This window comes from Solirhodobacter sp. (assembly GCF_964715405.1).
The window spans coordinates 61,251-83,430 of sequence record NZ_CBAICG010000005.1 but is presented as its reverse complement, the minus strand read 5'-3'; the positions used below and the strand labels follow the sequence as shown (position 1 = coordinate 83,430).

The following is a 22,180-nucleotide window of genomic DNA, read 5'->3' as shown; positions in this document are numbered from 1 at the left end:
CGGCGCTTTAGATGCGGCGCAGCGCCAGCACCGCGTTCAGGCCGCCAAAGGCGAAGGCGTTGGACAGCACCACGTCAACCTTCGCATCGCGCGCCACGTTCGGCACCACGTCCAGCGCGCATTCCGGGTCGGGCTCTTCATAGCCGATCGTCGGCGCGATCACGCCGTCGCGCAGCGCCATGATGCAGGCCAGCAGTTCCACCGCGCCGGTGCCGCCGATGACATGGCCGTGCATCGACTTGGTGGAGGAAATCATCAGCTTGTCGGCGTGATGGCCGAACACATCCGCCACCGCCGCGCATTCGGTCTTGTCGTTCGCCGAGGTGCCGGTGCCGTGGGCGTTGATGTAGCCCACTTCCTCGCCGTTCAGCCCGGCATCGCGCAGCGCGCCCGCAATGGCGCGCGCGGCCCCCTGTTTCGACGGCATCACGATGTCCGAGGCATCCGAGGTCATGGCGAAGCCCACCACCTCGGCCAGAATGTCGGCGCTGCGCGCGCGCGCGTGCTCGAAATCCTCGAACACGAAGACCGCCGCGCCCTCGCCCTGCACCATGCCGTTGCGGTTGGCGCTGAACGGGCGGCAGGCGTCCTTGGACATCACGCGCAAGCCCTCCCAGGCCTTGATGCCGCCAAAGCACAGCATCGATTCCGAGCCGCCGGTCAGCATCGCCTTGGCGCCGCCCGCGCGGATCATCTGGAACGCCAGCCCCATCGCGTGGTTGGAACTGGCGCAGGCGGTCGCCACGGTGAAGGACGGCCCGCGCAGGTTGAACTCCATCGACAGGTGGCTGGCGGCGGCGTTGTTCATCAGCTTGGGCACCACGAAGGGGTGAACCCGGTTCTTGCCCTCTTCATAGACGGCGCGGTAATTCTCGTCCCAGGTGTTGACGCCGCCGCCGGCGGTGCCCAGCACCACGCCCGCCTCATAGCCCAGATGGCCGTCGAAATTCAGCCCGGCCTGGGTGATCGCCTGCTTGGCCGCGATCAGGGTGAACTGGGTGAAGCGGTCGTAGAGCACGATCTGCTGGCGGTTGAAATGCGCCTCGGGATCCCAGCCCTTGACCTGGCCGCCGATCTTGATCGACAGCCGGTCCACATCGCGGATGTCCAGATCGCCGATGCCGCAGCGCCCGTCGCGGAACGCCGCGAAGGTGCCCGCCACATCCTGCGCCAGGGCATTGACCGTGCCCGCCCCGGTAATGACGACGCGCCTCATCCCTGCTGCTCGGCCACGAGTTGCTGCACCGCCGCGATGATCGAGCCGACCGTCGAGATGTCGAATTCGGCGTTGTTCCCGGGTTCGTTGGCGTTGAACGGCACCGTGATGTCGAACGCCTCCTCGATGGCGAAGATCGACTCCACCAGCCCGAGGCTGTCGATGCCGAGATCCTCCAGGCTTGCCTCCGGTTTCACGTCGGCGATGTCCAGCACCGCCTGTTCGGCGATGATCGCGATCACCCGGTCCTTGACCTCGTTCGACATGTGCGTTTCCTGCCTTCCCGGCGAAGTCCGTGTGCCGCGGCTATTTAGTCAGACTTGGTCAGCTTTGAAACCGCTTTCTGCAACTCGGCGACCTGCGCGAACAGCCGGGGCAAGCGGCGGAAGCCCTTGTAGCTTTCCACCTGCGCTTCCATCTTCATCGCCGGATAGCCCAGGATCACCCGCCCGGCGGGCACGTTCGACAGAATGACACTGGCGCCCCCGGCGATCACGTCGTCGCCGATCGACAGGTTGTCGCTGACACCGACCTTGCCCGCCATCACCACGCGGTCGCCGATCCTCGTCGAGCCCGCGACGCCGACGTGACCGCACAGCAGGCAGTCCTTCCCGACCACGACGTTGTGGCCCAGCATCACGAGGTTGTCGAGCTTGGTGCCGTCGCCCACCACGGTGTCGCGGATCGTGCCGCGGTCCACCGTGCTGTTGGCGCCGATCTCGACATCGTCGCCGATCGTCACCGCGCCCAGCGAGTGAATGCGGGTCCAGGCCTGCGGCCTGATCTCGCCGCGCACGCCCAGCGACTGGCGGATTTCCTCGACGCCGGATTTCTCGGCGGTGACGAAGGAAAAGCCGTCGCCGCCGATCACCACGCCGGGTTGCGCGATGAAGCGGTCGCCGATGGTGCAGCGCGCGCCGATCACCACGCCTTGCAGGATCAGCGCATCGGCACCGATGCGGGTGCTGGTGTCGATCGTGGCGTGGCTGGCGATGCGCGCGCGCGGGCCGATGCGCACCCCCGCGCCGATCACCACGAAGGGGCCGATCGCGGCCTCGGCGCCGATCTCGGCACTGGGGTCGATGATCGCGCTGGGGTGGATGCCGGGGGCGATCGCCGGACCGGGGTCCAGGAGCCGCGTCAGCCCCGCCATCGCATAGCGCGGGCGGGGCGCGTAGATCGCCGCCCGCAGCCCCAGCGCGCGCCAGTCGGCACCCGGCCACAGCAGCGCGGCCTGCGCCGCCCCCCTGGTCAGGCCGTCGGCATATTTCGGATCGCTGGCAAGGGCCAACTGGTCGGGCCGCGCCATTGCCGGTTCGGCCGCGCCGCTGATGCACAGGTCAAGGTCGCCCTCGGCCGTGGCGCCAAGCGCCGCCGCGATGTCACGGATCGAATGGCCCATGTCCCCTCCTTGCGGGCGGACGCCGGGCCGCCCGGCGCAGGCTCTAGTTCGCTTTCACGTCCAGCGCCACCCCGGCCTTGGCCAGCGCCGCGAAAATTTCCGCGTCGCGACCGTAAACGTCGCGCCGGTAGGTCATCGCGCCGGTCGGCGTCGGGATCGCGGTGAAATAGACCAGGTGCACCGGCACCGGCTGCGCCAGGTTCAGCGTGTTCTCGACCCGCTTGTCGAGCGCCGCCTTGAACGTCGCCTGCGGGTTGTCGCTTTGGCGCGCCAGCAGCGTGTAGGCAAAGTCGAACGGCTCGCCCAGCCGGATGCAGCCGTGGCTGAACGCCCGCGTCTCGCGCTTGAACAGGGATTTCGACGGCGTGTCGTGCAGGTAGATGTTGTACTTGTTCGGGAACATGAACTTCACCAGCCCCAGCGCGTTACCGTCAGACGGCGGCTGCTTGAGGTCGAACGGGAAGGTGTTCGCGTCATACTGGGTGAAATCGACCGACGCCCGATCGACCACATGGCCGCTCGCGTCGATCAACTGCAACTGCCCGTCGGCATTGGGATCCTGTTGCAGCGCGGGCAGGTATTCCTTGGTGACGATCGACCGCGGCACGTTCCAGGTCGGGTTCAGCACCATGAATTCCATGGTGTCCGAGAATTCCGGGCTGCGGTGGTCCTTGAGGTTCTGCCCGACGACGGCGGGCGTCTCGAAGGTCACCTTGCCATCGTCGATGATCTTGGCGCTGAAATCGGCCAGGTTGACCCAGATGTGGCGGGCGCCCAGGTCCATGTTGATCCAGCGCCAGCGCTCCATCGCCACGATGACCGATTTCAGCCGGTCGGCGGGCTGCACGTTGACCTCGGCCAGCGTGCCCGCGGCGGCGGCCCCGTCCGGGATCAGCCCGTGATCGGCCTGAAAGCGCATCACCGCCGAGGTGATGGCGTCGTCGTAGCTCGCCGTGGCCGTGGGCCCAAGATAGCCCATCGCGATCAGCCGGTCGCGCAGTTGCACCACGGCCGGGCCGGTCTGACCGGCCTTCAGCACCTTGGCCTGCACCTGCGGCCCCCAGGCGTCGATCGTCGCCAGATGTTCCAGCGTCAGCTTGGCCTTCAGCAGTTCATTGTATTCCGGCGCCTGCGGTGGCAGCGCGGCCAGAAAGCCGACGGGATCGGCGGCGACGAAAGCCTCCAGCGACCCCAGCCGATCGCTGCGCGGCACGACGCGGACCATGCTGTCGTCGACCTCCGACGGCACCAGGATGCCAGTCTGAAGATCGCGCGCGTATTGCAGGAAGTCGCGGCTCATGTCGACGTCAAGCCGGGCGCGGTCGCGTTCGGTCGCGGCAGACTGCAGCCGCGCGATCAGCCCGTCGCGGTCATAGCGGGCCGCGGGCAGGCCCTGCACGCCGGCCCCCGCCAGCGCGGTCAGGAAGGCGGCGCGGCGGTCGGCGTCGGCGGCGTCGGTCCAGACCGGCGCATAGTCGGTCGACTTGTAGAACTCCGACAGCGCCGGATCGCCCGCCGCCGCCTCGGCCACCGCCTGGGCAAAGGCCGAAGGCGCATCCACCGCCCCGGACGATGTCGCCGCGACAAGGCCAAGCGCCGCCGCCCCGGCCAGGCCGCGCCACCGCCGCCCGCCCGCGCGCCACACCACCGCTGCGGCGCCGTTCGTGGCCGTCGCTGTCCTGATCGCCGAAACCGCCATCAATGCACCCTCAACACGCATATCAAACCCATGTTTATTCTCTGAGCAATTTAACCGCCGCTGTCCACACCCCAGGCGAGTCTTCGCGGCGGTTGTCGCGCTTGCGCAACGCAAGCGGCCCATTTGCCCGGCGGCGCGACATCGCTGACACGCGGGGCAACTTTCAGCAAGTTTTCGCCGACATCCCCTTGCAATGGAAGAAACCTGACAGATCGCTGTTGGGCTGTCGTGGAATCTGTGGCAATCATGACGGGCACTTGGGGATATCGAAACAGTGACCGCCGGTCAGGCGGCTTTCCGAAACGACGGGACAGGCAATACACCATGACTTCGACGAACTCGGCGAACTTTTCGCGGCGCGGACTTTTGCGCGCTTTTGCAGCCACCGCAGTGATCGCGGCGCCAACCTATGCCAATGCCTTCGGGTTTCTGAAGGGCGCCGGGAATGTGCGGCGGCTGCACATGTACTCGGGGCGTTCGGGCGAAACCCTTGACACGATCTACTGGATCGACGGCAAATATGTCCCCGAGGCGCTGACCGAAGTGAACTACTTCATGCGCGACTGGCGGGTGGACGAGGTCCGCACGATGGCGCCGCAGACGATGGACATCATCGCCGCGACCCACGCGCTGCTCGACGTGAACGAGCCCTACATGCTGCTGTCGGGCTACCGCACCGCCCAGACCAATGCGATGCTGCGGCTCGAATCGCACGGCGTCGCGAAGAACTCGCTGCACATCCAGGGCGAAGCGGCCGACCTGCGGCTGAACTCGCGCTCGGTTCCGCAGGTCTACGCGGCGGCGATGTCGTGCAACGCCGGTGGCGTCGGGCGCTACATGCGCTCGGACTTCGTGCACATGGATTGCGGCCCGGTCCGCACCTGGTTCGGCTGACCCCGGATCCCCATCTGTCCCCAACCTTTCCGGCGCCGGTCTTACCGGCGCCTTTTTCATTGCGCCCTTGCCGCCGCTCCGCCCCTCGGCGAGACTGCACCCGACGCGCAAGGAGCCGCCGATGACCGCCCCCGACTACGCCACCCTGATCGACGCCGAGACCTGGGCCTTCATCCGCGACAGTGAAAGCTGGTATCCGCCCGAAACCGCAACCTTCCCCGTCGCAAAGCAGCGCGAGATCTACGACGCGATGTGCCGCGCCTTCTTTCGGGGTTACCCGGAGGGCGTGACCGCCGCGGATCGTGCCCTGGGCGGCGTGCCCTGCCGCCTTTACGCCTGCGGCCCGGCGGCGGTCACCGTGCTTTACCTGCATGGCGGCGGCTTTGTCGTCGGCGGGCTGGACAGCCACGATGATGTCTGCGCCGAGATCTGCAATGCGACCGGCTTTCGCGTCGTCGCGGCCGACTACCGCCTCGCCCCCGAACACCTGCACCCCGCCGCCTATGACGACGCGCTGGCCGCCGCGCGCGCCACGCTCGCCGCTTTCCCCGGCGCGCTCGTGCTGGCGGGCGACAGCGCGGGCGCTACTCTCGCCGCCGCCGTCGCCCAGACGCTGAAGGGCGATCGGCGGCTCACCGGTCAGGTGCTGATCTACCCCGGCCTCGGCGGCGACCGCGACCGCGGCAGCTACCTCACCCACGCGAACGCGCCGATGCTGACGCGCGACGACGTGATCTACTATGCCACCGTGCGCTATGAAGGCGGCGAGGAACCGCCCGACGACCCCACCGCCGCCCCGCTCTGGGCGCTGTCTTTCGCGGGCCTGCCGCCCACCGTCGCCTTTGCTGCCGAATGCGATCCGCTCGCCGATGACGCCCGCGCCTACTGCGCCCTGATCGAGGCCGAGGGTGGCCGCGCCCGCTGGGTGCGCGAACCCGGCCTGGTCCACGGCTACCTGCGCGCCCGCACCACCGTCACCCGCGCCCGCGACAGCTTCACCCGCATCACCCAGGCCATCGCCGCGCTTGGCGAGGGCACCTGGCCCTATGGAGACGCAAGATGAACGCCCCGATCCCGAACCTCACCCACCCGAACCTCACCCACTGGGCCGAACGCTGCGACCTTGCCGCCGCCTTCCGCTGGACAGCGCGGCTGAACATGCACGAGGCGGTCGCCAACCATTTCAGCCTGGCGGTGAACCCCGACGGCACGCGGTTCCTGATGAACCCGAACGGCCGCCACTTCTCGCGCATCCGCGCCTCGGCCCTGCTCGAGATCGACGCGAACGACCCCACCACCCTCAGCCGCCCCGACGCGCCCGACCCCACCGCCTGGGGCCTGCACGGCGCGATCCACCGCGCCGTGCCGCACGCGGTTTGCGTGATGCACGTCCACTCGATCCACGCCACCGTGCTCGCCAGCCTCGCCGATTCGCGGCTGCCCCCGATCGACCAGAACTGCGCCATGTTCTACGACCGCGTGGTGATCGACGAAGGCTATGGCGGCATGGCGTTCGAAGCCGAAGGCGCGCGCTGCGCCACGATGCTGACCGATCCGAAGGTCCGCACGATGATCATGGGCAACCACGGCGTGCTGGTGATCGGCGCCACCGTGGCCGAAACCTTCAACCGCCTCTATTACTTCGAGCGCGCCGCCGAGACCTACATCCGCGCCCTGCAAACCGGCCGCCCGCTGCGCATGCTGCCCGACGCCATCGCCGAAAAGACCGCGCAGGAATGGGAAGCCTACCCCACCGGCCCCGCCGAGCACCTGTCGGAACTGCGCGCCATCCTCGATGCCGAGGGCAGCGACTACGCGAACTGAACTCCTTCGCATTCGTCTTGGCGGAAATACTCCCGGGGTCCGGGGGCAGCGCCCCCGGCCTTCGCCGCGCGGGGCGCTTCAGTTCCCCGCGCTCTCCATCTTGCGGTGCGCGATGACCTCTTCCAGCCAGCCGATCTTCATCTCCGGCACCGAGGACAGCAACAGGTCGGTGTAATCGTCGAACGGCGGCGCCAGCACGTCGGATTTCGCGCCATAGCGCACCACCGCGCCGCGGTACATCACCGCGATCGAATCGGCGATCGCCTTCACCGTGGCCAGGTCGTGGGTGATGAAGAGGTAGGCCACCCCCTCGATCTTCTGCAGGTTCAACAGCAGCTTCAGGATACCGTCCGCCACCAGCGGGTCGAGCGCGCTCGTCACCTCGTCGCAGATGATCAGCTTGGGCTTCGCCGCCAGCGCGCGGGCGATGCAGACCCGCTGTTTCTGGCCGCCCGACAGTTCCGCCGGATAGCGGTCGATGAAGCCCGACCCCATCTCGATCTCGTCCAGCAGCGCCTGCACCTTCCGGCGCTTCTCCTCGCCGCGCAGGCCGAAGTAGAACTCCAGCGGGCGCCCGATGATGGTGCCCACGGTGTGGCGCGGGTTCATCGCGACGTCGGCCATCTGGTAGATCATCTGCAACTCGCGCAGATCATCCTTGCTGCGCTGCGCCAGCGCCGGGGCGAGTGTGCGGCCGGCAAAGCGGATGCTGCCGGACCGCGGCGGCAGAAGCCCGGTGATCGCGCGGGCGAGCGTCGATTTGCCCGACCCGCTTTCGCCCACCACCGCCAGCGTCTGGCCGGGGCGCAGATCGACGGTGACGTTCTTCAGCACGTCGAACTGCGTGCCGCGATAGCGTGCCGTGACCTGCGAAACCGACAGCAGCGGCGTGCCTTCGGCCTTTGCCTCGGGGTGGTCGATCTTGCGCACCGAGACCAGGGCGCGGGTATAGTCCTGCTGCGGCGCCTCGATGATCTGCGCGACGGGGCCGTATTCGACTATCTTGCCGTAGCGCAGCACCATGATGTCGTCGCTGACCTGCGCCACCACGGCAAGGTCGTGCGTGATGTAAAGCGCGGCGACGCCGGTATCGCGGATCGCCTTCTTGATCGCCGCCAGCACCTCGATCTGCGTCGTCACGTCCAGCGCGGTCGTCGGTTCGTCGAAGATCACCAGATCGGGCTTGGGGCACAGCGCCATCGCCGTCATCGCGCGCTGCAACTGCCCGCCGGAAACCTGATGCGGATAGCGCCGCCCGAAGCTTTCGGGGTTCGGCAGGCCCAGTTCGCGGAACAGGCTGACGGCGCGCGCCTCGGCCTCGGCGCGGCTCGACAGCCCGTGTTGCAGCGTGGTCTCGATCACCTGCTCCATCAGCCGCTTGGCCGGGTTGAAGGCGGCGGCGGCGGATTGCGCGACGTAAGTGACCTTGTGGCCGCGCAAGCTGCGCAGCAGCGCGGGGGCGGCGGTGCGAATCTCCTGCCCCGCCAGCCGGATCGTGCCGCCGGTCAGCCGCACGCCACCCCGCCCGTAGGACATCGCCGACAGCCCGATGGTGGACTTGCCCGCGCCGCTTTCGCCGATCAGGCCCAGCACCTTGCCCTGTTGCAGCGTCAGCGACACGCCATCGACGATTAGGATGTCGCGCGCCGGTTCGCCCGGCGGATAGATCGTCGCCTCGATGCGCAGGTCGCGGATCTCCAGCAGCGTCTCGGCCCCCTGCTCAGCCCCCGATTCAGCCATTGCGGCCCCCTTTCAGGCTGGTGGTGCGGTTCAGGATCCAGTCCGCCACCAGATTGACCGAAATCGCCAGCGTCGCGATGGCGATGGCGGGGTAAAGCGCCGCCGTCACGCCATAGACGATGCCGTCCTTGTTCTCCTTCACGATGCCGCCCCAGTCTGCCAGCGGCGGCTGCACGCCCAGGCCGAGGAACGACAGCGTCGAGATGAACAGCACCTGAAAGATGAAGCGCATCCCCATCTCGGCCACCAGCGGGCTCAGTGCATTCGGCAGCACCTCGCGGAAGATGATCCAGATCTGGCCCTCGCCGCGCAGGCGTGCGGCCTCGACATAGTCCATCACCGTGATGTCCACCGCCACCGCGCGGGCCAGCCGGAACACCCGGGTGGAATCCAGCAGGCCCATCACCAGGATCAGCGTCACCACCGTGACCGGCATCACCGACAGCACCACCAGCGCGAAGATCAGCGAGGGGATCGCCATGATCAGGTCGATGAAGCGCGACAGCGCCTGATCCACCCAGCCCCCCGCCACCGCTGCCGTGAAGCCCAGCGTGGCGCCGGTGCCAAAGCTCAGCAGGGTCGCCGCCACCGCGATGGCGATCGTGGTCTGCCCGCCGTAGATCATGCGCGTCAGGAGATCGCGCCCGATGCTGTCGGTGCCCAGCCAGAATTGCGCCGACGACGGCTCCCACACGCCGCCGACGACCTCGGCCATGCCATAGGGCGCGATCACCGAGGCGAAGATGGCGGCAAGGAAGTAGGAGGCGGTGATGGTCAGGCCCAGCAGGGCCGAGATCGGGATGCGTCTCATTTCGGGTGCCTCAGCCGCGGGTTGGCGAGGATCGAGATCACGTCCGCCAGCATGTTCAGCCCGATGTAGACCGCCGCGAACACCAGCCCGCAGGCCTGCACCACCGGCACGTCACGCTTGGCGACATGATCGACCAGATACTGGCCCATGCCGGGAAAGACAAAGACCACCTCGACCACCACCACGCCCACCACCAGATAGGCCAGGTTGATCATCACCACGTTGACGACGGGCGAGATCGCATTCGGGAAGGCGTGGCGGAAGATCACCAGGAAGGGCCGGATGCCCTTCAGCTCGGCGGTTTCGATATAGGCCGATTGCATCACGTTCAGGATCGCGGCGCGGGTCATCCGCATCATGTGGCCCAGCACCACCAGCACCAGCACCATGACCGGCAGGATGATGGCGTTCAGCTTGGCCAGAAAGCTCATCGACGCGTAGATCGTCGAGACCGATGGCGCGATCGGGTATTCGACCGCGAGGAGGAACATCAGGATGTAGCCGAGCAGGAATTCCGGCACCGACACCGTGGCCAGCGTCACCGCCGAGATCAGCTTGTCCGGCCAGCGCCCCTGATAGCGCACCGAGATCAGCCCCAGCGTGATCGCCGAGGGCACCGCGATGATCGCCGCGGTCGAGGCCAGGAACAGCGTGTTGCCCAGCCGCCCCGAGATATCGGCGGCGACATCCTGCCCGTTCGCCAGCGACTTGCCGAAATCGCCGTGCAGCGCGCCGAAGAGCCAGTGGAAATAGCGCACCCAGGCCGGATCGTTCAGCCCCATCTGCGCGCGAAGGTTGGCCAGCGCCACCGGCGTGGCCTGCTGGCCCAGGATCGCCTGCGCCACGTCGCCGGGCAATATCTGGGTGCCCGCGAAGATCAGCACCGAGGCGGCCAGCAGCAGAACGATGCCCAGCGCGATGCGCTGGGCAAGGAGTTTCAGAACCGGGTGCATCCCGTCAGGCCGCCCAGCACTTCACGCCGGCCAGACCGTTCATCATGTCCTGGTTCGGGTTGTCCGCCCAGCCTGCGATCTTGTCGTTGCGATAGGCCGCGATGAAGTTGTTGAACATCGGGCAGATCAGGCCGCCGGTGTCGCGCATCATGTGGCCCATGTCGGAATAGATCGCCTTGCGCTTGACCGGGTCCAGTTCGGCGCGGCCCTGCATCAGCAGGGCGTCGAACTTCGGATCCTTGAAGCGGGTGTCGTTCCAGTCCGCCGTCGAAAGATAGGCGGTGGAATACATCTGGTCCTGCGTCGCCCGCCCGCCCCAGTAGGACGCGCTGAACGGCTGCTTGTTCCAGACGTCGTTCCAGTAGCCGTCGTTCGGCTCGCGCTTGATCTCTAGCGTGATGCCGGCCTTCTTGGCCGATTGCTGGTAAAGCGCCGCGGCGTCGATCGCGCCGGGGAAGGCCGCGTCCGAGGTGCGCAGCAGGATCGAGCCCGAGTGACCGGACTTCTTGTAGGCCGCCGCCGCCGCTTCGGGGTCGTATTTGCGCTGTTCGATGGTGTCGTCGAACAGCGGGTAGGAGGCGTTGATCGGCATGTCGTTGCCGACCGTGCCATAGCCTGCAAGGATCTTCTTCACCATCTCCTCGCGGTCGATGGCCAGCTTCAGCGCCATGCGCAGGTCGTTGTTGTCGAACGGCGCGGTGTCGCAGAACATGTTGAACACATAGATGCCGTGGCCCGCCGCCGCCGCCACCGTGATGTTCTTGCCGCGCTTCAAGAGGTCGGCCACCTTGGGCTCGACCTGGTTGACCATCTGGACCTGGCCCGATTGCAGCGCCGCGTTGCGCGCGGTGGCGTCGTTGATCACCAGCATCTCGACACTGTCGAAATGGCCGACCGACGAATCCCAGTAGTTGGCGTTCTTCTCCATCACGATGCGCACGCCCGGCTCGAAGGTCTTGAGCTTGTAGGCGCCGGTGAAGATGCCCGCGTCGGGTTTGTCCATGCCGCCACCGGGCTGCATGATCAGGTGATAATCGGCCATCAGATAGGGCAGGTCGGCGTTCGCGGTGTGCAGCGTCACCACCAGATTGTCGCCGTCGGCCTTGAGGTCGGAGATCCCCGCCATGATGCCCAAGGCGCCGGATTTGGAGTTCTTGTCGGAATGGCGCTGCAGCGTCTTGACCACATCGTCCACGGTCATCGTGGCGCCGTTGTGGAATTCGACCCCCTTGCGGATCTTGAAGGTCCAGGTGATCGCGTCGGGCGACGAGTCCCAGCTTTCGGCCAGCGAGGCTTCGAGGTTGCCCTTGGGGTCCACGGTCGTCAGCATGTTGCCCATGGTGGACATGTACATGAACGGAAACTGGCTCGCGTCGAGCCCCGGGTCCAGCGAGTTGGTGCTTTCGCCGCCGCCAAGGCCCATCGTCAGCGTGCCGCCGGCCTTCGGACCGGCCGCGCGCACCGCGCTGGCCAGCAGGGTGTTCGCCATTGTCGCGGTCACGCCAAGCGCCGCCGCACGGCCAAGGAAGGCGCGGCGGTTCAGCAGGCCACGCGCCGCGCGCGCGGCAAGATAGCTCAGTTCGTCAGACATTTTGTAGCTCCCTGGTGGTGGTCTTTTGTTGATTAAGCGATCAATAACCCGCATTTGGCAGATCGGGCAACGTTTTCTTTCGTATCGGGGCGCAATTGCGTAACAACGTGATGAACACCCCGTCGCGCCTCAAAGCCCGCCGTGTCTAAAGATGGTCACGCGGCACCGCTTCGCGCACCTCGCGGCTCAGGATCAGCCGGTCACCCTCCCAGGCCTCCAGCTCGGCCGCGAGGTGAAAGGTGGTCGCGTCCGACCACATCCGGCAGCGCGCCTCGGTGCGCAGATGGATGCCGTCGCGGATCATCTCTTCGGTCCAGTGGCACGCACCCCGCGCCGACAACGGATCGTCGGGGTGAATGTCCCAGCGCTCGCGCGCGACCGACCCGGTGATGATGCCGTGGTCAAGGTTTTCCGCCATGCCGAAATCATCCTCGATCACCAGCGAAACGATCCCGGTGCGCTGGTCGGTCTCGGTCCGCCGCACATGCGCGGGGGCGCGAATTTCACGCATCGCCAACGGCGGGGCGGTTTCCGCCTCGGGAAAGGTCCACTCGGCATCGGTGGCCGTCGCCCGCACCGGCAGCGCCAGCGAGCCGCCCGTCAGCACCAGCGTGACCGGTTCCGGCGACGGCCAGATCATCGGCCAATAGGCCGAGGAAACCGCCACCCGCAGCCGGTGCCCGGCGGGCAGGCGGTAGGCGATGTGGTCCAGCGCCACCTCCACCTCCACCGCCTGCCCGACCGGCAGCGATTCGGGCTGCGCATGGCCATTGCGGTGCGTCAGGTTCAGCACGCCCCAAGTGATGCGGGTCGCCGCGCCATCGGGGTGGACATGGTTCAGCCGCACCGCCACCTGTGCCATCGGCCGATCAGAGGCGAGCGTCAGCCGCAGCACCGGCGCGCCGACGATGTCGGTTGCCGCCATGACCTCGGACTCGAAACAGGCCGACAGCGCGTCGTCGCCGCGCTGATCGCCCGGCATTTCCGGCCCCAGCCAGATCGCGCAATACTCGCCCCCCGCCGCCCCGCACTGCTGCGGCGAGGCGAGCGTGGTTTCGAACGGGGCCGCGCCCTGCCCCAGCCTGCCGTCGCTCAGCGCCAGTTGAACCGTCTGCACCCCCGGCGCGGGCCAGGCCGCTTCGGCGATCCAGCGCCCCGGCCGGTGGTCGTACCACGAGGCGGGCCGCACCCCGTCCATCAGGTAGGCGCGATAGGCCGGATCGGCCTCCACCCCGGTCTCGATCCCCTTCAGCCAGCGGTCCCACCAGCGCAGCGCCTCCTGCAAAAAGCCGATGCGCGGCTCGGGCACCGCGAAATGCGGATACTTGTGCACCCAGGGGCCGACGATCCCCTTCACCGGCGCCGACAGGTTCTGCACCAGTTGCGGCACCGCGTTCTTGTAACTGTCGCCCCAGCCGCCGACCGCCAGCACCGCCGCCGTGATGGCGCTGTAATCCTCGCAGACCGAGCCATGCGCCCAGTAGGCATCGCGGCGCTGATGGCGCAGCCAGACGGCGGGCAGGAACGGTTCGTGTTCCAGCCGCGCGATCCAGTCCTCGCGCCACGAGTTGCGCAGGGCCGGGTCCGGCGCGCGGGACGAATAGGCCCACATCGTCGCGCCCCAGCCGAGGTTCTCGTTCAAGAGACACCCGCCCTTGTAGTGGATGTCGTCGGCATAGCGGTCGACCGTCGAACAGAGCGTGATGATCGCCTTCAGCGCGGGCGGTTGCAGCGCCGCCACCTGCAGCGAATTGAACCCGCCCCAACTGATCCCCATCATGCCGACGCTGCCGCTGCACCAGGGCTGCGCCGCGATCCAGGCGATCACCTCGCAGGCATCGGCGAGTTCCTGCGGCGAATATTCATCGTCCATCAGCCCGTGGCTGTCGCCATTGCCGCGCATGTCGACCCGCAGGCAGGCATAGCCGTGACCCGCCAGGTAGGGATGCGTCAGCGCATCGCGCACCACGGTGCCGTCGCGCTTGCGGTAGGGCAGGAATTCTAGGATCGCGGGCACCGGCGCCGCCCCCTCGGGCCGCCACACCCGCGCCGACAGACGGCAACCTTCCGCCAGCACGATGCCCATGTCCGGTGTTTCGACGACCCGGTTCGGAAACTCGTGCACCACCTTCATCCGGCCCTCCCACGACGCTTGCACTTTCATCTTGGCGCAAATATCCCCGCCGGAGGCCTCTGTCCGCGACCCAAGTGCGTCGCCCACCGACATTGCCGCAACCGCCGAGGGACGCCATGACCGACCGCCCGAACATCCTGATCCTGATGGTTGATCAACTCAACGGCACGCTCTTTCCCGATGGCCCCGCCGACTGGCTGCACGCGCCCAACCTCAAGGCGCTGGCCGCGCGCTCGGTGCGCTTTGCCAATGCCTATACCGGCTCGCCGCTCTGCGCGCCGGGGCGGGCGAGCTTCATGTCGGGCCAACTGCCCTCGCGCACCCGCGTCTATGACAACGCGGCCGAGTTCGCGTCCGACATCCCGACCTTCGCGCACCACCTGAGGCGCGCTGGCTATGCCACGACGCTGTCAGGCAAAATGCACTTCGTCGGCCCCGACCAGTTGCACGGGTTCGAGAGCCGACTGACGACCGACATCTACCCCGCCGATTTCGGCTGGACGCCGGATTACCGTAAACCCGGCGAGCGGATCGACTGGTGGTATCACAACCTCGGCAGCGTCACCGGGGCGGGCGTGGCCGAGATCACCAACCAGTTGGAATACGACGACGACGTGGCGCATCAGGCGGTGCAGAAGCTTTACGACCTGTCGCGCGGCGCGGATGAGCGGCCGTGGTGCCTGACGGTCAGCTTCACCCACCCTCATGACCCCTATGTCGCACGGCGCAAATACTGGGATCTGTATGAGGATTGCGCCCATCTCGACCCCGCCATTCCGGCGATCCCCTATGATCGACAGGACGCCCACTCCAAACGCCTGATGGATGCCTGCGACTGGCGCGCGTTCGATCTGACGCCGGATCAGGTTCGCCGCGCAAGGCACGGATATTTCGCGAATATCTCCTACATCGACGACAAGATCGGCGAGATTCTGGCCGTGCTGGAGGCGACCCGGCAACAGGTCATCGTGGTCTTCGTCTCGGATCACGGCGACATGCTGGGCGACCGCGGGTTGTGGTTCAAGATGAACTTCTTCGAAGGCTCCGCCCGGGTGCCGCTGATGCTCGCCGCCCCCGGCCTGACCCCCGGCCGGATCGACACGCCCGTCTCCACCATCGACGTGACGCCGACGCTGTGCGACCTCGCCCGCGTCTCGATGGCCGAGGTGATGCCCTGGACCGATGGCGAAAGCCTGGTGCCGCTGGCGCAAGGCACCCCGCGCACGGCGCCGGTGGCGATCGAATATGCCGCCGAGGGCAGTTGTGCGCCCTTGGTCTGTCTGCGCGAAGGAAACTTCAAGTACATCGCCTGTGCCCTTGATCCCGAACAGCTTTTCGACCTTTCTGCCGACCCGGACGAACGTCGCAACCTGGCCGCCGATCCGGCCCATGCCGTGCTGCTGACCTCGTTTCGCGCGCAGGTTGCCCACCGCTGGGACTTGCCGCGCTTCGATGCCGCCGTGCGCGAAAGCCAGGCGCGGCGCTGGGTGGTTTACGAGGCGCTGCGCAACGGCGCCTATTTCCCGTGGGATTTCCAGCCGTTGCAGAAGGCGTCGGAACGCTACATGCGCAACCACATGGACCTGAACGTGCTGGAAGACTCGAAACGCTTCCCGCGCGGGGAATGACCCCGCCCTTTTTCCCGCCCGTCGCCGTGTCACCTCCTGAACCCCCGCCCCCGAAAGCCCAACCGATGCCCGCCGTCACCCTTCGGGGCACCCTCGCCTGCGCCACGCCGCAAGACGCCGACCTGATCGCGCGGCTGCTGCCGGATCACCTCCGCCTCAGCCGGGCCGAACCGGGCTGTCTGACCTTCGCGGTCACCCCGACCGCCGATCCGCTGATCTGGCAGGTTGACGAAACCTTCGCCGACCGCGCCGCCTTCGAGGCCCATCAGGCCCGCAGCCGCGCCAGCGAATGGGGCCGCGCCTCGGCCCACATCCCGCGCCACTACACGGTGACCGGGGCATGACCGAGCAACGCCCGCAGGTGCTGAAGGCCGCGCTGTGGATGATCGGCGCGATCGTCTCGTTCTCGGCGATGGCGGTGGTCGGCCGGTCGGTCGAGCATCAGGTCAACGTGTTCGAGCTGATGATCTACCGCTCGCTGGTGGGGGTGATCATCGTGGGCGCGGTGGCGGCGGCGCGCGGGCGGCTGGCCGATCTGGCGCCGCACCGCCTGCCGCTGCAGGGCCTGCGCAACATCTTCCACTTCACCGGGCAGAACCTGTGGTTCTGGGCGATCACCGTGATTCCGCTGGCGCAGGTCTTCGCGCTGGAGTTCACGGCACCGCTCTGGGTCGCGCTGATCGCGCCCTTCGTGCTGGGCGAGCGGATGACGCGGGCCCGCGCGCTGGCGGCGGGGCTGGGCTTTGTCGGCATCCTGATCGTGGCGCGACCGGACCCCGCGCACTTGAACCTGGGCATCATCGCCGCGGCGGCGGCGGCGATCGGCTTTGCCGGGTCGGCGATCTTCACCAAGATCCTGACGCGCACCGAGCCGGTGTTCGAGATCCTGTTCTGGATGACGTTGCTGCAAACGATCTTTGGCGTGATCTGCGCGCTGGCCTGGCAGGGCCATGTCACGATCCCCTCGCCCGGCGCGCTGGCCGGGCTGGCGCTGATCGGCTGCGCGGGCCTGCTGGCGCATTTCTGCCTGACCACCGCGCTGTCGGTCGCGCCCGCCAGCATCGTGATGCCGCTGGATTTCGCGCGGCTGCCGGTGATCGCGGTGGTCGGGATGCTGCTGTACGGCGAGCCGCTCGACGGCTTCGTCTTTCTGGGCGCCGCGGTGATATTCGTGGCCAACATCGTCAACATCCGCGCGGCAAATCGTGCATCCATGCCACGGCGGTAACGCCGCGAGAGTCTGACGCGGCGTAACAGATTGACGGAAATTTGAACGCCACCTAGCCTCATTGCCAGCAGAGGCCGCGCAACATGACGGCCAGGGAGTGGGACATGAAGCAAATACTGGTAACGTTGGGCGTTCTTGCCGCCAGCGCTGGGGCGGCCCTGGCGGGTGGCATCGACCGTTCCGGGCAAGGGATCAGCCCGCTGTTCGAGGCCGGCGGCTATGCCGAACTGTCCTTCGGCTACGTCAGGCCGTCGCTGAGCGGCAATGACGTGGCAGCCTTCGGCGGCAGCGCCATCGGCAACGTCGCCTCAAGCTTCATGGTGCCGTCCTTCGCCTTCAAGCAGGACATCAACAAGCAACTGTCCTACGCGGTCATCTATGATCAGGCCTTCGGCGCCAACGTGCTTTACCCGACCTCCTCGGTCGCGCTCGGCGGCACTTCGGCCAAGACCACCGCAAACGATCTGACGGCGCTGTTGCGCTACAAGATGAACGACCGCTTCAGCATCTACGGCGGTGTCCGGGTTCAGCAGGCAAGCGGCAACGTCGGGCTGAGCGGTCTCGCCTACGGCGGGGTGAACGGCTACAAGGTCAGCCTCGCGACCGACACGGCACTGGGCTATGTCGTCGGCGCGGCCTACGAGATCCCCGAATACGCGATGCGGTTCGCGCTGACCTACAACTCGGCGATCTCGCACAAGTTCGACACGGTCGAAACGCTGGGCGGCGGGGTGATCGGCAACACGCCGACCACCGTCAAGACGCCGCAGTCCGTCAACCTCGACCTCCAGTCGGGCATCAACAAGACCACGCTGGTGTTCGGCTCGATCCGCTGGGCCAACTGGTCGGAATTCCAGATCGACCCGTCGACCTTCACCCACCTGACTGGCGGCGGGCTCGTGAACCTGTCGAACACCGTCACCTACACCCTCGGCGTGGGTCACAAGTTCACCGACTCCTGGTCGGGCGCGGCCTCGATTCAGTATGAGGCGCCGGGCAACCGGCTGGTCTCGCCGCTGGCGCCCTCGACCGGCCTGTTCGGCGTGACGCTGGCCGCGGTCTACACCCAGGGCAACATGAAGATCACGACCGGCATCAACTACACGACACTGGGCAAGGCCAACCCGCAAACCGCCAACACCGCACGCGCGAACTTCAGCGGCAACAGCGCGGTCGGCATCGGCGTGAAGGTCGGCTGGAGCTTCTGATCCGGTCAGCGACGAACACCAAGGCCCCGCCCGACCGGCGGGGCCTTTTTCATGCGCGGCGCAGGATTCGGGTCGCGCGGCGCCGGAAAACCGGGCAGAAGCGCGGCCATGACCGCACAACAAACGATCTCGCCGCGCGCCTGGGCCGAACTCTGCCTGCTTGCCCTGATCTGGGGCGGCTCGTTCCTGTCGATCCGCGTGGGCTTGCGCGAACTGGGGGTGCTGACGCTGGTCAGCTTCCGTGTGATCGGGGCTTTGGCCGTGCTCTGGGCCTATGTGCTGGCGCGGCGCCTGCCGCTGCCCAAGGGCCCGCGGATCTGGGCCGCCTTCCTGATCCTCGGGCTCTTGAACAACCTTGTCCCCTATACGCTGATCACCTGGGGCGAGTTGCGCATCCCCACCGGCCTCGCCTCGATCCTGAACGGCGCGACGGCGATCTTCGGCGTGCTGGTGGCCGCGCTCGCCTTCCCCGACGAGCGGTTACACCTGCGCAAGGTGGCGGGCGTGCTGCTGGGCTTTGCCGGGGTGGTGACCGTGATCGGGATCAAGGCGCTGTCGGCGCTCGACCTGACGTCGCTGTCGCAACTCGCCATCCTCGGCGCCGCGCTGTCTTACGCCTGCGCCGCCGCCTTTGCGCGGGCGACGATGAAGGGGCTGCGGCCCGAGGTCGTTTCGGCCGGCATGCTCGCGGGGTCGGCCGTGATGCTGGTGCCGCTCGCGCTCTGGCAGGACGGCCTGCCCGCGCTGCACTACACCCCCGAGGTCTGGGCCGCCGCCGCCTACCTTGCCTTTGCCGCCACCGCGGGGGCTTACCTTCTGTTCTACCGGGTGCTCGGCATGGCCGGGGCGGGCAACGTCAGCCTTGTCACCCTGCTGATCCCCCCGATCGCGATCATGCTGGGCGCGCTGGTGCTGGGCGAGGCGCTGCACCCGCGCGCCTATGCGGGCTTTGCGCTGCTTGTTCTGGGGCTTCTGGTGATCGACGGGCGCGTCTTTCGCCGTGCGCGGGCACGGGCCGAAAAATCCGCGTGATCTTGCCGTCGCTTGGCGCTAACCCGGTCTGACGACATGAGGGGACGGCGCGGCGATGATCTACCAAACGGCACAGGACTGGCGCGCGGCAAAAGCCAAGCGGGTGCTTCTGTTCGGCATGTCCGGGCTGGGCAAGACCCACGTCTCGAACCTCCTGCGCGACTCTGGCGGCTGGTTCCACTACTCGGTCGATTACCGCATCGGCACGCGCTACATGGGCGAGTTGATCGCCGACAACTTCAAGCGCGAGGCGATGAAGGTGCCGCTGCTGCGCGAGCTTCTGATGACCGACTCGGTCTATATCGCGTCGAACATCACCTTCGACAACCTCGCGCCGCTTTCGACCTACCTTGGCAAGCCGGGCAACCCCGAGCGTGGCGGCCTGCCTTTCGCCGAATATCTGCGGCGGCAGGACCAGCATCGGGTGGCCGAGGTCGCGGCGCTGCTCGACACGCCGCATTTCATCGACCGCGCGCATGAGCTTTACGGCTACGACAGTTTCGTCTGCGATAGCGGCGGCTCGATCTGCGAGGTGGTGGACCCCGACGATGCCGCCGACCCGGTGCTGACGGCACTGTCACGGAACCTGCTGCTGGTCTGGATTCAGGGCAGCGAGGCCAATACCGCCGACCTGATCCGCCGTTTCGACCGCGCACCCAAGCCGATCTATTACCAGCCCGCCTTCCTCACGGAGATCTGGGCGCGCTACCTTGACCAGAACGGCATCGCCGAGGCGGAGGTGAACCCCGATGCCTTCCTGCGCTGGGGTTATGCGCAGGTGCTGGCGCATCGCCAGCCGCGCTATGCCGCGATGGCGCGGCACTGGGGCGTGACCGTCACCGCCGCCGAGGTGGCGCAGGTCCGCGATGCCCAGGGCCTGACCGACCTCATTGCCCTTGCCCTTGAGCGGCGCTGACCGCCGCCCCACCTGACACTGCCGAACCGGAGAGACCGATGCCCATCACCCTGCCCGAAACGCTGCCCGCCTATGACATCCTCGCCAAGGAAGGCGTGATGGTCATGTCGGAAACGCGCGCCGCCCGGCAGGACATCCGGCCGCTGCGGATCGCGCTCTTGAACCTGATGCCGAAGAAGATTCAGACCGAAACGCAGTTCGCCCGGCTGATCGGCGCGACGCCGCTGCAGATCGAGCTGACGCTGATCAAGATGACCGAGCACACCTCGAAGAACACCGCGCCCGAGCACATGGACGCGTTCTACCGCTCGTTCGAGGAGGTGAAGGGGGAATACTTCGACGGCCTCATCATCACCGGCGCGCCGATCGAGCATCTGGCCTTCGAGGATGTCACCTACTGGGACGAACTGGTCGAGGTGATGGACTGGACCCAGACCCATGTCCATTCGACCTTCGGGGTCTGCTGGGGCGGCATGGCGATGATCTACCACTTCCACGGCGTGGCCAAGCACCTGTTACGGCACAAGGCGTTCGGCTGCTTCCGCCACCACGCCCTTGTCCCCGCCTCGCCGTTCCTGCGCGGCTTTTCCGACGACCTGCTGATCCCCGTCAGCCGCTGGACCGAGATGCGCCAGGCCGAGATCGATGCCGCGCCGGGGCTGACCACGCTGATCGTCTCGGACGAGGTCGGGCCCTGTCTGGTGGACGACCCGGCCCATCGCGCGCTCTATATCTTCAACCACTTCGAATACGACAACGATACGCTGAAGCAGGAATACGACCGCGACGTGGCGGCCGGCACACCGATCAACGTGCCCGCGAACTACTACCCCGATGACGATCCCGCGAGGCCCCCCCTGAACCGCTGGCGCAGCCACGCACATCTGCTTTATGGCAACTGGATCAACGAGATCTATCAGACAACGCCCTATGATCTGAGGCAACTTGGGACTTGAGTACCTTCTTGTCGGCGCGGCCGCGAGCAGCGTCCTTGCCGCCGCCGAACGGCGCGCCCGTCGCCGCGAGGCGCGCGCCGAGGTGGACTTTCCGCCCACCGGCCGCCTGCTGCACGTGAACGGCCGCCGCATCCACGCCCATACCGAGGGCGCGGGGCCGGACCTTGTGCTGCTGCACGGCGCCAGCGGCAACACGCGCGAGTTCACCTTTGGCCTGATCGCCCGGCTGAAGGGCGATTTCCGCGTCACCGCCTTCGACCGCCCCGGCCTCGGCTGGTCCGATCCGCTGGCCGAGGCGGGCAGCGACCCGCGCATGCAGGCCCGCACCTTGCAGGCCGCCGCGCAAAAGCTGGGCCTTCAGCGCCCGCTGGTGCTGGGGCAAAGCTATGGCGGCGCCGTCGCGCTCGGCTGGGCGCTTACGGCACCGCAGGATACCGCGGGGCTCGTCATCGTCGCGGGCGCCTCGAACCCCTGGCGCGGCAGTCTGGGCGGCTGGTATCGGCTGACCGCCACCCGGCTGGGCAACCGGGCGGTGATCCCGCTGGTCACCGCCTTCGCCAGCCGCCGCCGCGTGATCGCCACCATCGAGGAGATTTTCGCCCCCGACCCGGCCCCCGCGGGCTACGCCGATTACGTCGGCGCCCCGCTGACGCTCCGCCGCGCCACGATGCGCGAAAACGCGCGCCAGGTGAATGAACTGCTGCCCCATGTCCGGGCGATGGCCGCGCTCTATCCCGGCCTGCGCCTGCCGGTCGAGATCATCCACGGCACCGCCGACACCATCGTGCCGCTAAACGTGCACGCCGAGCCGCTGGCCCGGCAAATCCCCGGTGCCAACCTCGTGCGGCTGGAAGGGGCGGGTCACATGCCGCACCACACCCACCCGGAGGCGGTGATCGCGGCCATTCACCGCGCCGCCACCCGCGCCGGATTGCGCTGACCCGCCCA

20 protein-coding genes are annotated in these 22,180 nt (G+C 67.4%); 11 read left to right on the top strand and 9 right to left on the bottom strand.

The window, feature by feature from the left end:
- Positions 1-7 precede the first annotated feature (7 nt).
- Genes AC11WY_RS03435 through AC11WY_RS03420 form a run of 4 tightly spaced genes read right to left on the bottom strand, consistent with a single transcriptional unit; the run spans position 8 to position 4,317 of the window.
- A complete protein-coding gene (locus AC11WY_RS03435; RefSeq protein ID WP_482922549.1) occupies positions 8-1,216 on the bottom strand; it encodes a beta-ketoacyl-[acyl-carrier-protein] synthase family protein in 1,209 nt (402 codons plus the stop codon).
- Entirely contained in the window at positions 1,213-1,482 is a 270-nt protein-coding gene (locus AC11WY_RS03430; RefSeq protein WP_482922547.1) for an acyl carrier protein, read from the bottom strand. The genes AC11WY_RS03435 and AC11WY_RS03430 overlap by 4 nt, the downstream gene beginning before the upstream one ends.
- Before the next feature lie 44 nt (positions 1,483-1,526).
- A complete protein-coding gene (gene lpxD, locus AC11WY_RS03425; protein ID WP_482922545.1) occupies positions 1,527-2,618 on the bottom strand; it encodes a UDP-3-O-(3-hydroxymyristoyl)glucosamine N-acyltransferase in 1,092 nt (363 codons plus the stop codon).
- A 43-nt stretch (positions 2,619-2,661) separates the two neighbouring features.
- Positions 2,662-4,317, bottom strand: coding sequence for a L,D-transpeptidase family protein (locus AC11WY_RS03420; RefSeq protein WP_482922543.1), 1,656 nt, complete (start codon positions 4,315-4,317; stop codon positions 2,662-2,664).
- A 324-nt stretch (positions 4,318-4,641) separates the two neighbouring features.
- On the opposite strand from AC11WY_RS03420, the gene mepK reads away from it, so the two are divergent.
- From mepK to AC11WY_RS03405, 3 genes are all read left to right on the top strand, one after another.
- Positions 4,642-5,211 carry a peptidoglycan L,D-endopeptidase MepK gene (gene mepK, locus AC11WY_RS03415; protein ID WP_482922541.1) on the top strand — a complete coding sequence of 190 codons (570 nt, stop codon included), beginning with the start codon at positions 4,642-4,644 and terminating at the stop codon, positions 5,209-5,211.
- A gap of 121 nt (positions 5,212-5,332) precedes the next feature.
- On the top strand, positions 5,333-6,274 hold the full coding sequence (locus tag AC11WY_RS03410) for an alpha/beta hydrolase fold domain-containing protein (RefSeq protein WP_482922539.1): 942 nt from the start codon (positions 5,333-5,335) through the stop codon (positions 6,272-6,274).
- Entirely contained in the window at positions 6,271-7,035 is a 765-nt protein-coding gene (locus AC11WY_RS03405; protein WP_482922537.1) for a class II aldolase and adducin N-terminal domain-containing protein, read from the top strand. Before AC11WY_RS03410 ends, AC11WY_RS03405 begins: the two co-directional genes overlap by 4 nt.
- A gap of 78 nt (positions 7,036-7,113) precedes the next feature.
- Here the strand turns inward: AC11WY_RS03405 and AC11WY_RS03400 are convergent, their stop codons facing one another.
- From AC11WY_RS03400 to AC11WY_RS03380, 5 genes are all read right to left on the bottom strand, one after another.
- Positions 7,114-8,775, bottom strand: a complete 1,662-nt coding sequence (locus tag AC11WY_RS03400) for an ABC transporter ATP-binding protein (RefSeq protein WP_482922535.1) — start codon at positions 8,773-8,775, stop codon at positions 7,114-7,116.
- Positions 8,768-9,586 carry an ABC transporter permease gene (locus AC11WY_RS03395; protein WP_482922533.1) on the bottom strand — a complete coding sequence of 273 codons (819 nt, stop codon included), beginning with the start codon at positions 9,584-9,586 and terminating at the stop codon, positions 8,768-8,770. Before AC11WY_RS03395 ends, AC11WY_RS03400 begins: the two co-directional genes overlap by 8 nt.
- On the bottom strand, positions 9,583-10,539 hold the full coding sequence (locus tag AC11WY_RS03390; RefSeq protein ID WP_482922531.1) for an ABC transporter permease: 957 nt from the start codon (positions 10,537-10,539) through the stop codon (positions 9,583-9,585). The genes AC11WY_RS03395 and AC11WY_RS03390 overlap by 4 nt, the downstream gene beginning before the upstream one ends.
- 4 nt (positions 10,540-10,543) lie before the next feature.
- Positions 10,544-12,130 (bottom strand): ABC transporter substrate-binding protein, encoded by a 1,587-nt coding sequence (locus tag AC11WY_RS03385; protein ID WP_482922529.1) that lies wholly within the window; start codon positions 12,128-12,130, stop codon positions 10,544-10,546.
- A 145-nt stretch (positions 12,131-12,275) separates the two neighbouring features.
- On the bottom strand, positions 12,276-14,264 hold the full coding sequence (locus AC11WY_RS03380; protein WP_482922653.1) for a CocE/NonD family hydrolase: 1,989 nt from the start codon (positions 14,262-14,264) through the stop codon (positions 12,276-12,278).
- A 116-nt stretch (positions 14,265-14,380) separates the two neighbouring features.
- Here AC11WY_RS03380 and betC point away from each other — a divergent pair, with 116 nt between their 5' ends.
- The 8 genes from betC (at position 14,381) to AC11WY_RS03340 (ending at position 22,172) form a co-directional block, all read left to right on the top strand.
- Complete coding sequence (gene betC, locus AC11WY_RS03375) at positions 14,381-15,892, top strand: choline-sulfatase (RefSeq protein WP_482922527.1); 1,512 nt, start codon at positions 14,381-14,383, stop codon at positions 15,890-15,892.
- 65 nt (positions 15,893-15,957) lie between these two features.
- Positions 15,958-16,236 carry a putative quinol monooxygenase gene (locus tag AC11WY_RS03370; protein WP_482922525.1) on the top strand — a complete coding sequence of 93 codons (279 nt, stop codon included), beginning with the start codon at positions 15,958-15,960 and terminating at the stop codon, positions 16,234-16,236.
- Positions 16,233-17,120 (top strand): DMT family transporter, encoded by an 888-nt coding sequence (locus AC11WY_RS03365; protein ID WP_482922523.1) that lies wholly within the window; start codon positions 16,233-16,235, stop codon positions 17,118-17,120. Before AC11WY_RS03370 ends, AC11WY_RS03365 begins: the two co-directional genes overlap by 4 nt.
- Positions 17,121-17,224: 104 nt before the next feature.
- Complete coding sequence (locus tag AC11WY_RS03360) at positions 17,225-18,328, top strand: OmpP1/FadL family transporter (protein ID WP_482922521.1); 1,104 nt, start codon at positions 17,225-17,227, stop codon at positions 18,326-18,328.
- 108 nt (positions 18,329-18,436) lie between these two features.
- On the top strand, positions 18,437-19,360 hold the full coding sequence (locus tag AC11WY_RS03355; protein ID WP_482922519.1) for a DMT family transporter: 924 nt from the start codon (positions 18,437-18,439) through the stop codon (positions 19,358-19,360).
- A gap of 55 nt (positions 19,361-19,415) precedes the next feature.
- Positions 19,416-20,276, top strand: coding sequence for an ATPase (locus tag AC11WY_RS03350; RefSeq protein ID WP_482922517.1), 861 nt, complete (start codon positions 19,416-19,418; stop codon positions 20,274-20,276).
- A gap of 38 nt (positions 20,277-20,314) precedes the next feature.
- The gene (gene metA, locus AC11WY_RS03345; RefSeq protein ID WP_482922515.1) at positions 20,315-21,232 is read left to right on the top strand and encodes a homoserine O-acetyltransferase MetA; all 918 of its coding nucleotides are present in this window, start codon (positions 20,315-20,317) and stop codon (positions 21,230-21,232) included.
- Positions 21,222-22,172, top strand: coding sequence for an alpha/beta fold hydrolase (locus tag AC11WY_RS03340; RefSeq protein WP_482922513.1), 951 nt, complete (start codon positions 21,222-21,224; stop codon positions 22,170-22,172). The genes metA and AC11WY_RS03340 overlap by 11 nt, the downstream gene beginning before the upstream one ends.
- The last annotated feature ends 8 nt before the right edge of the window (positions 22,173-22,180 follow it).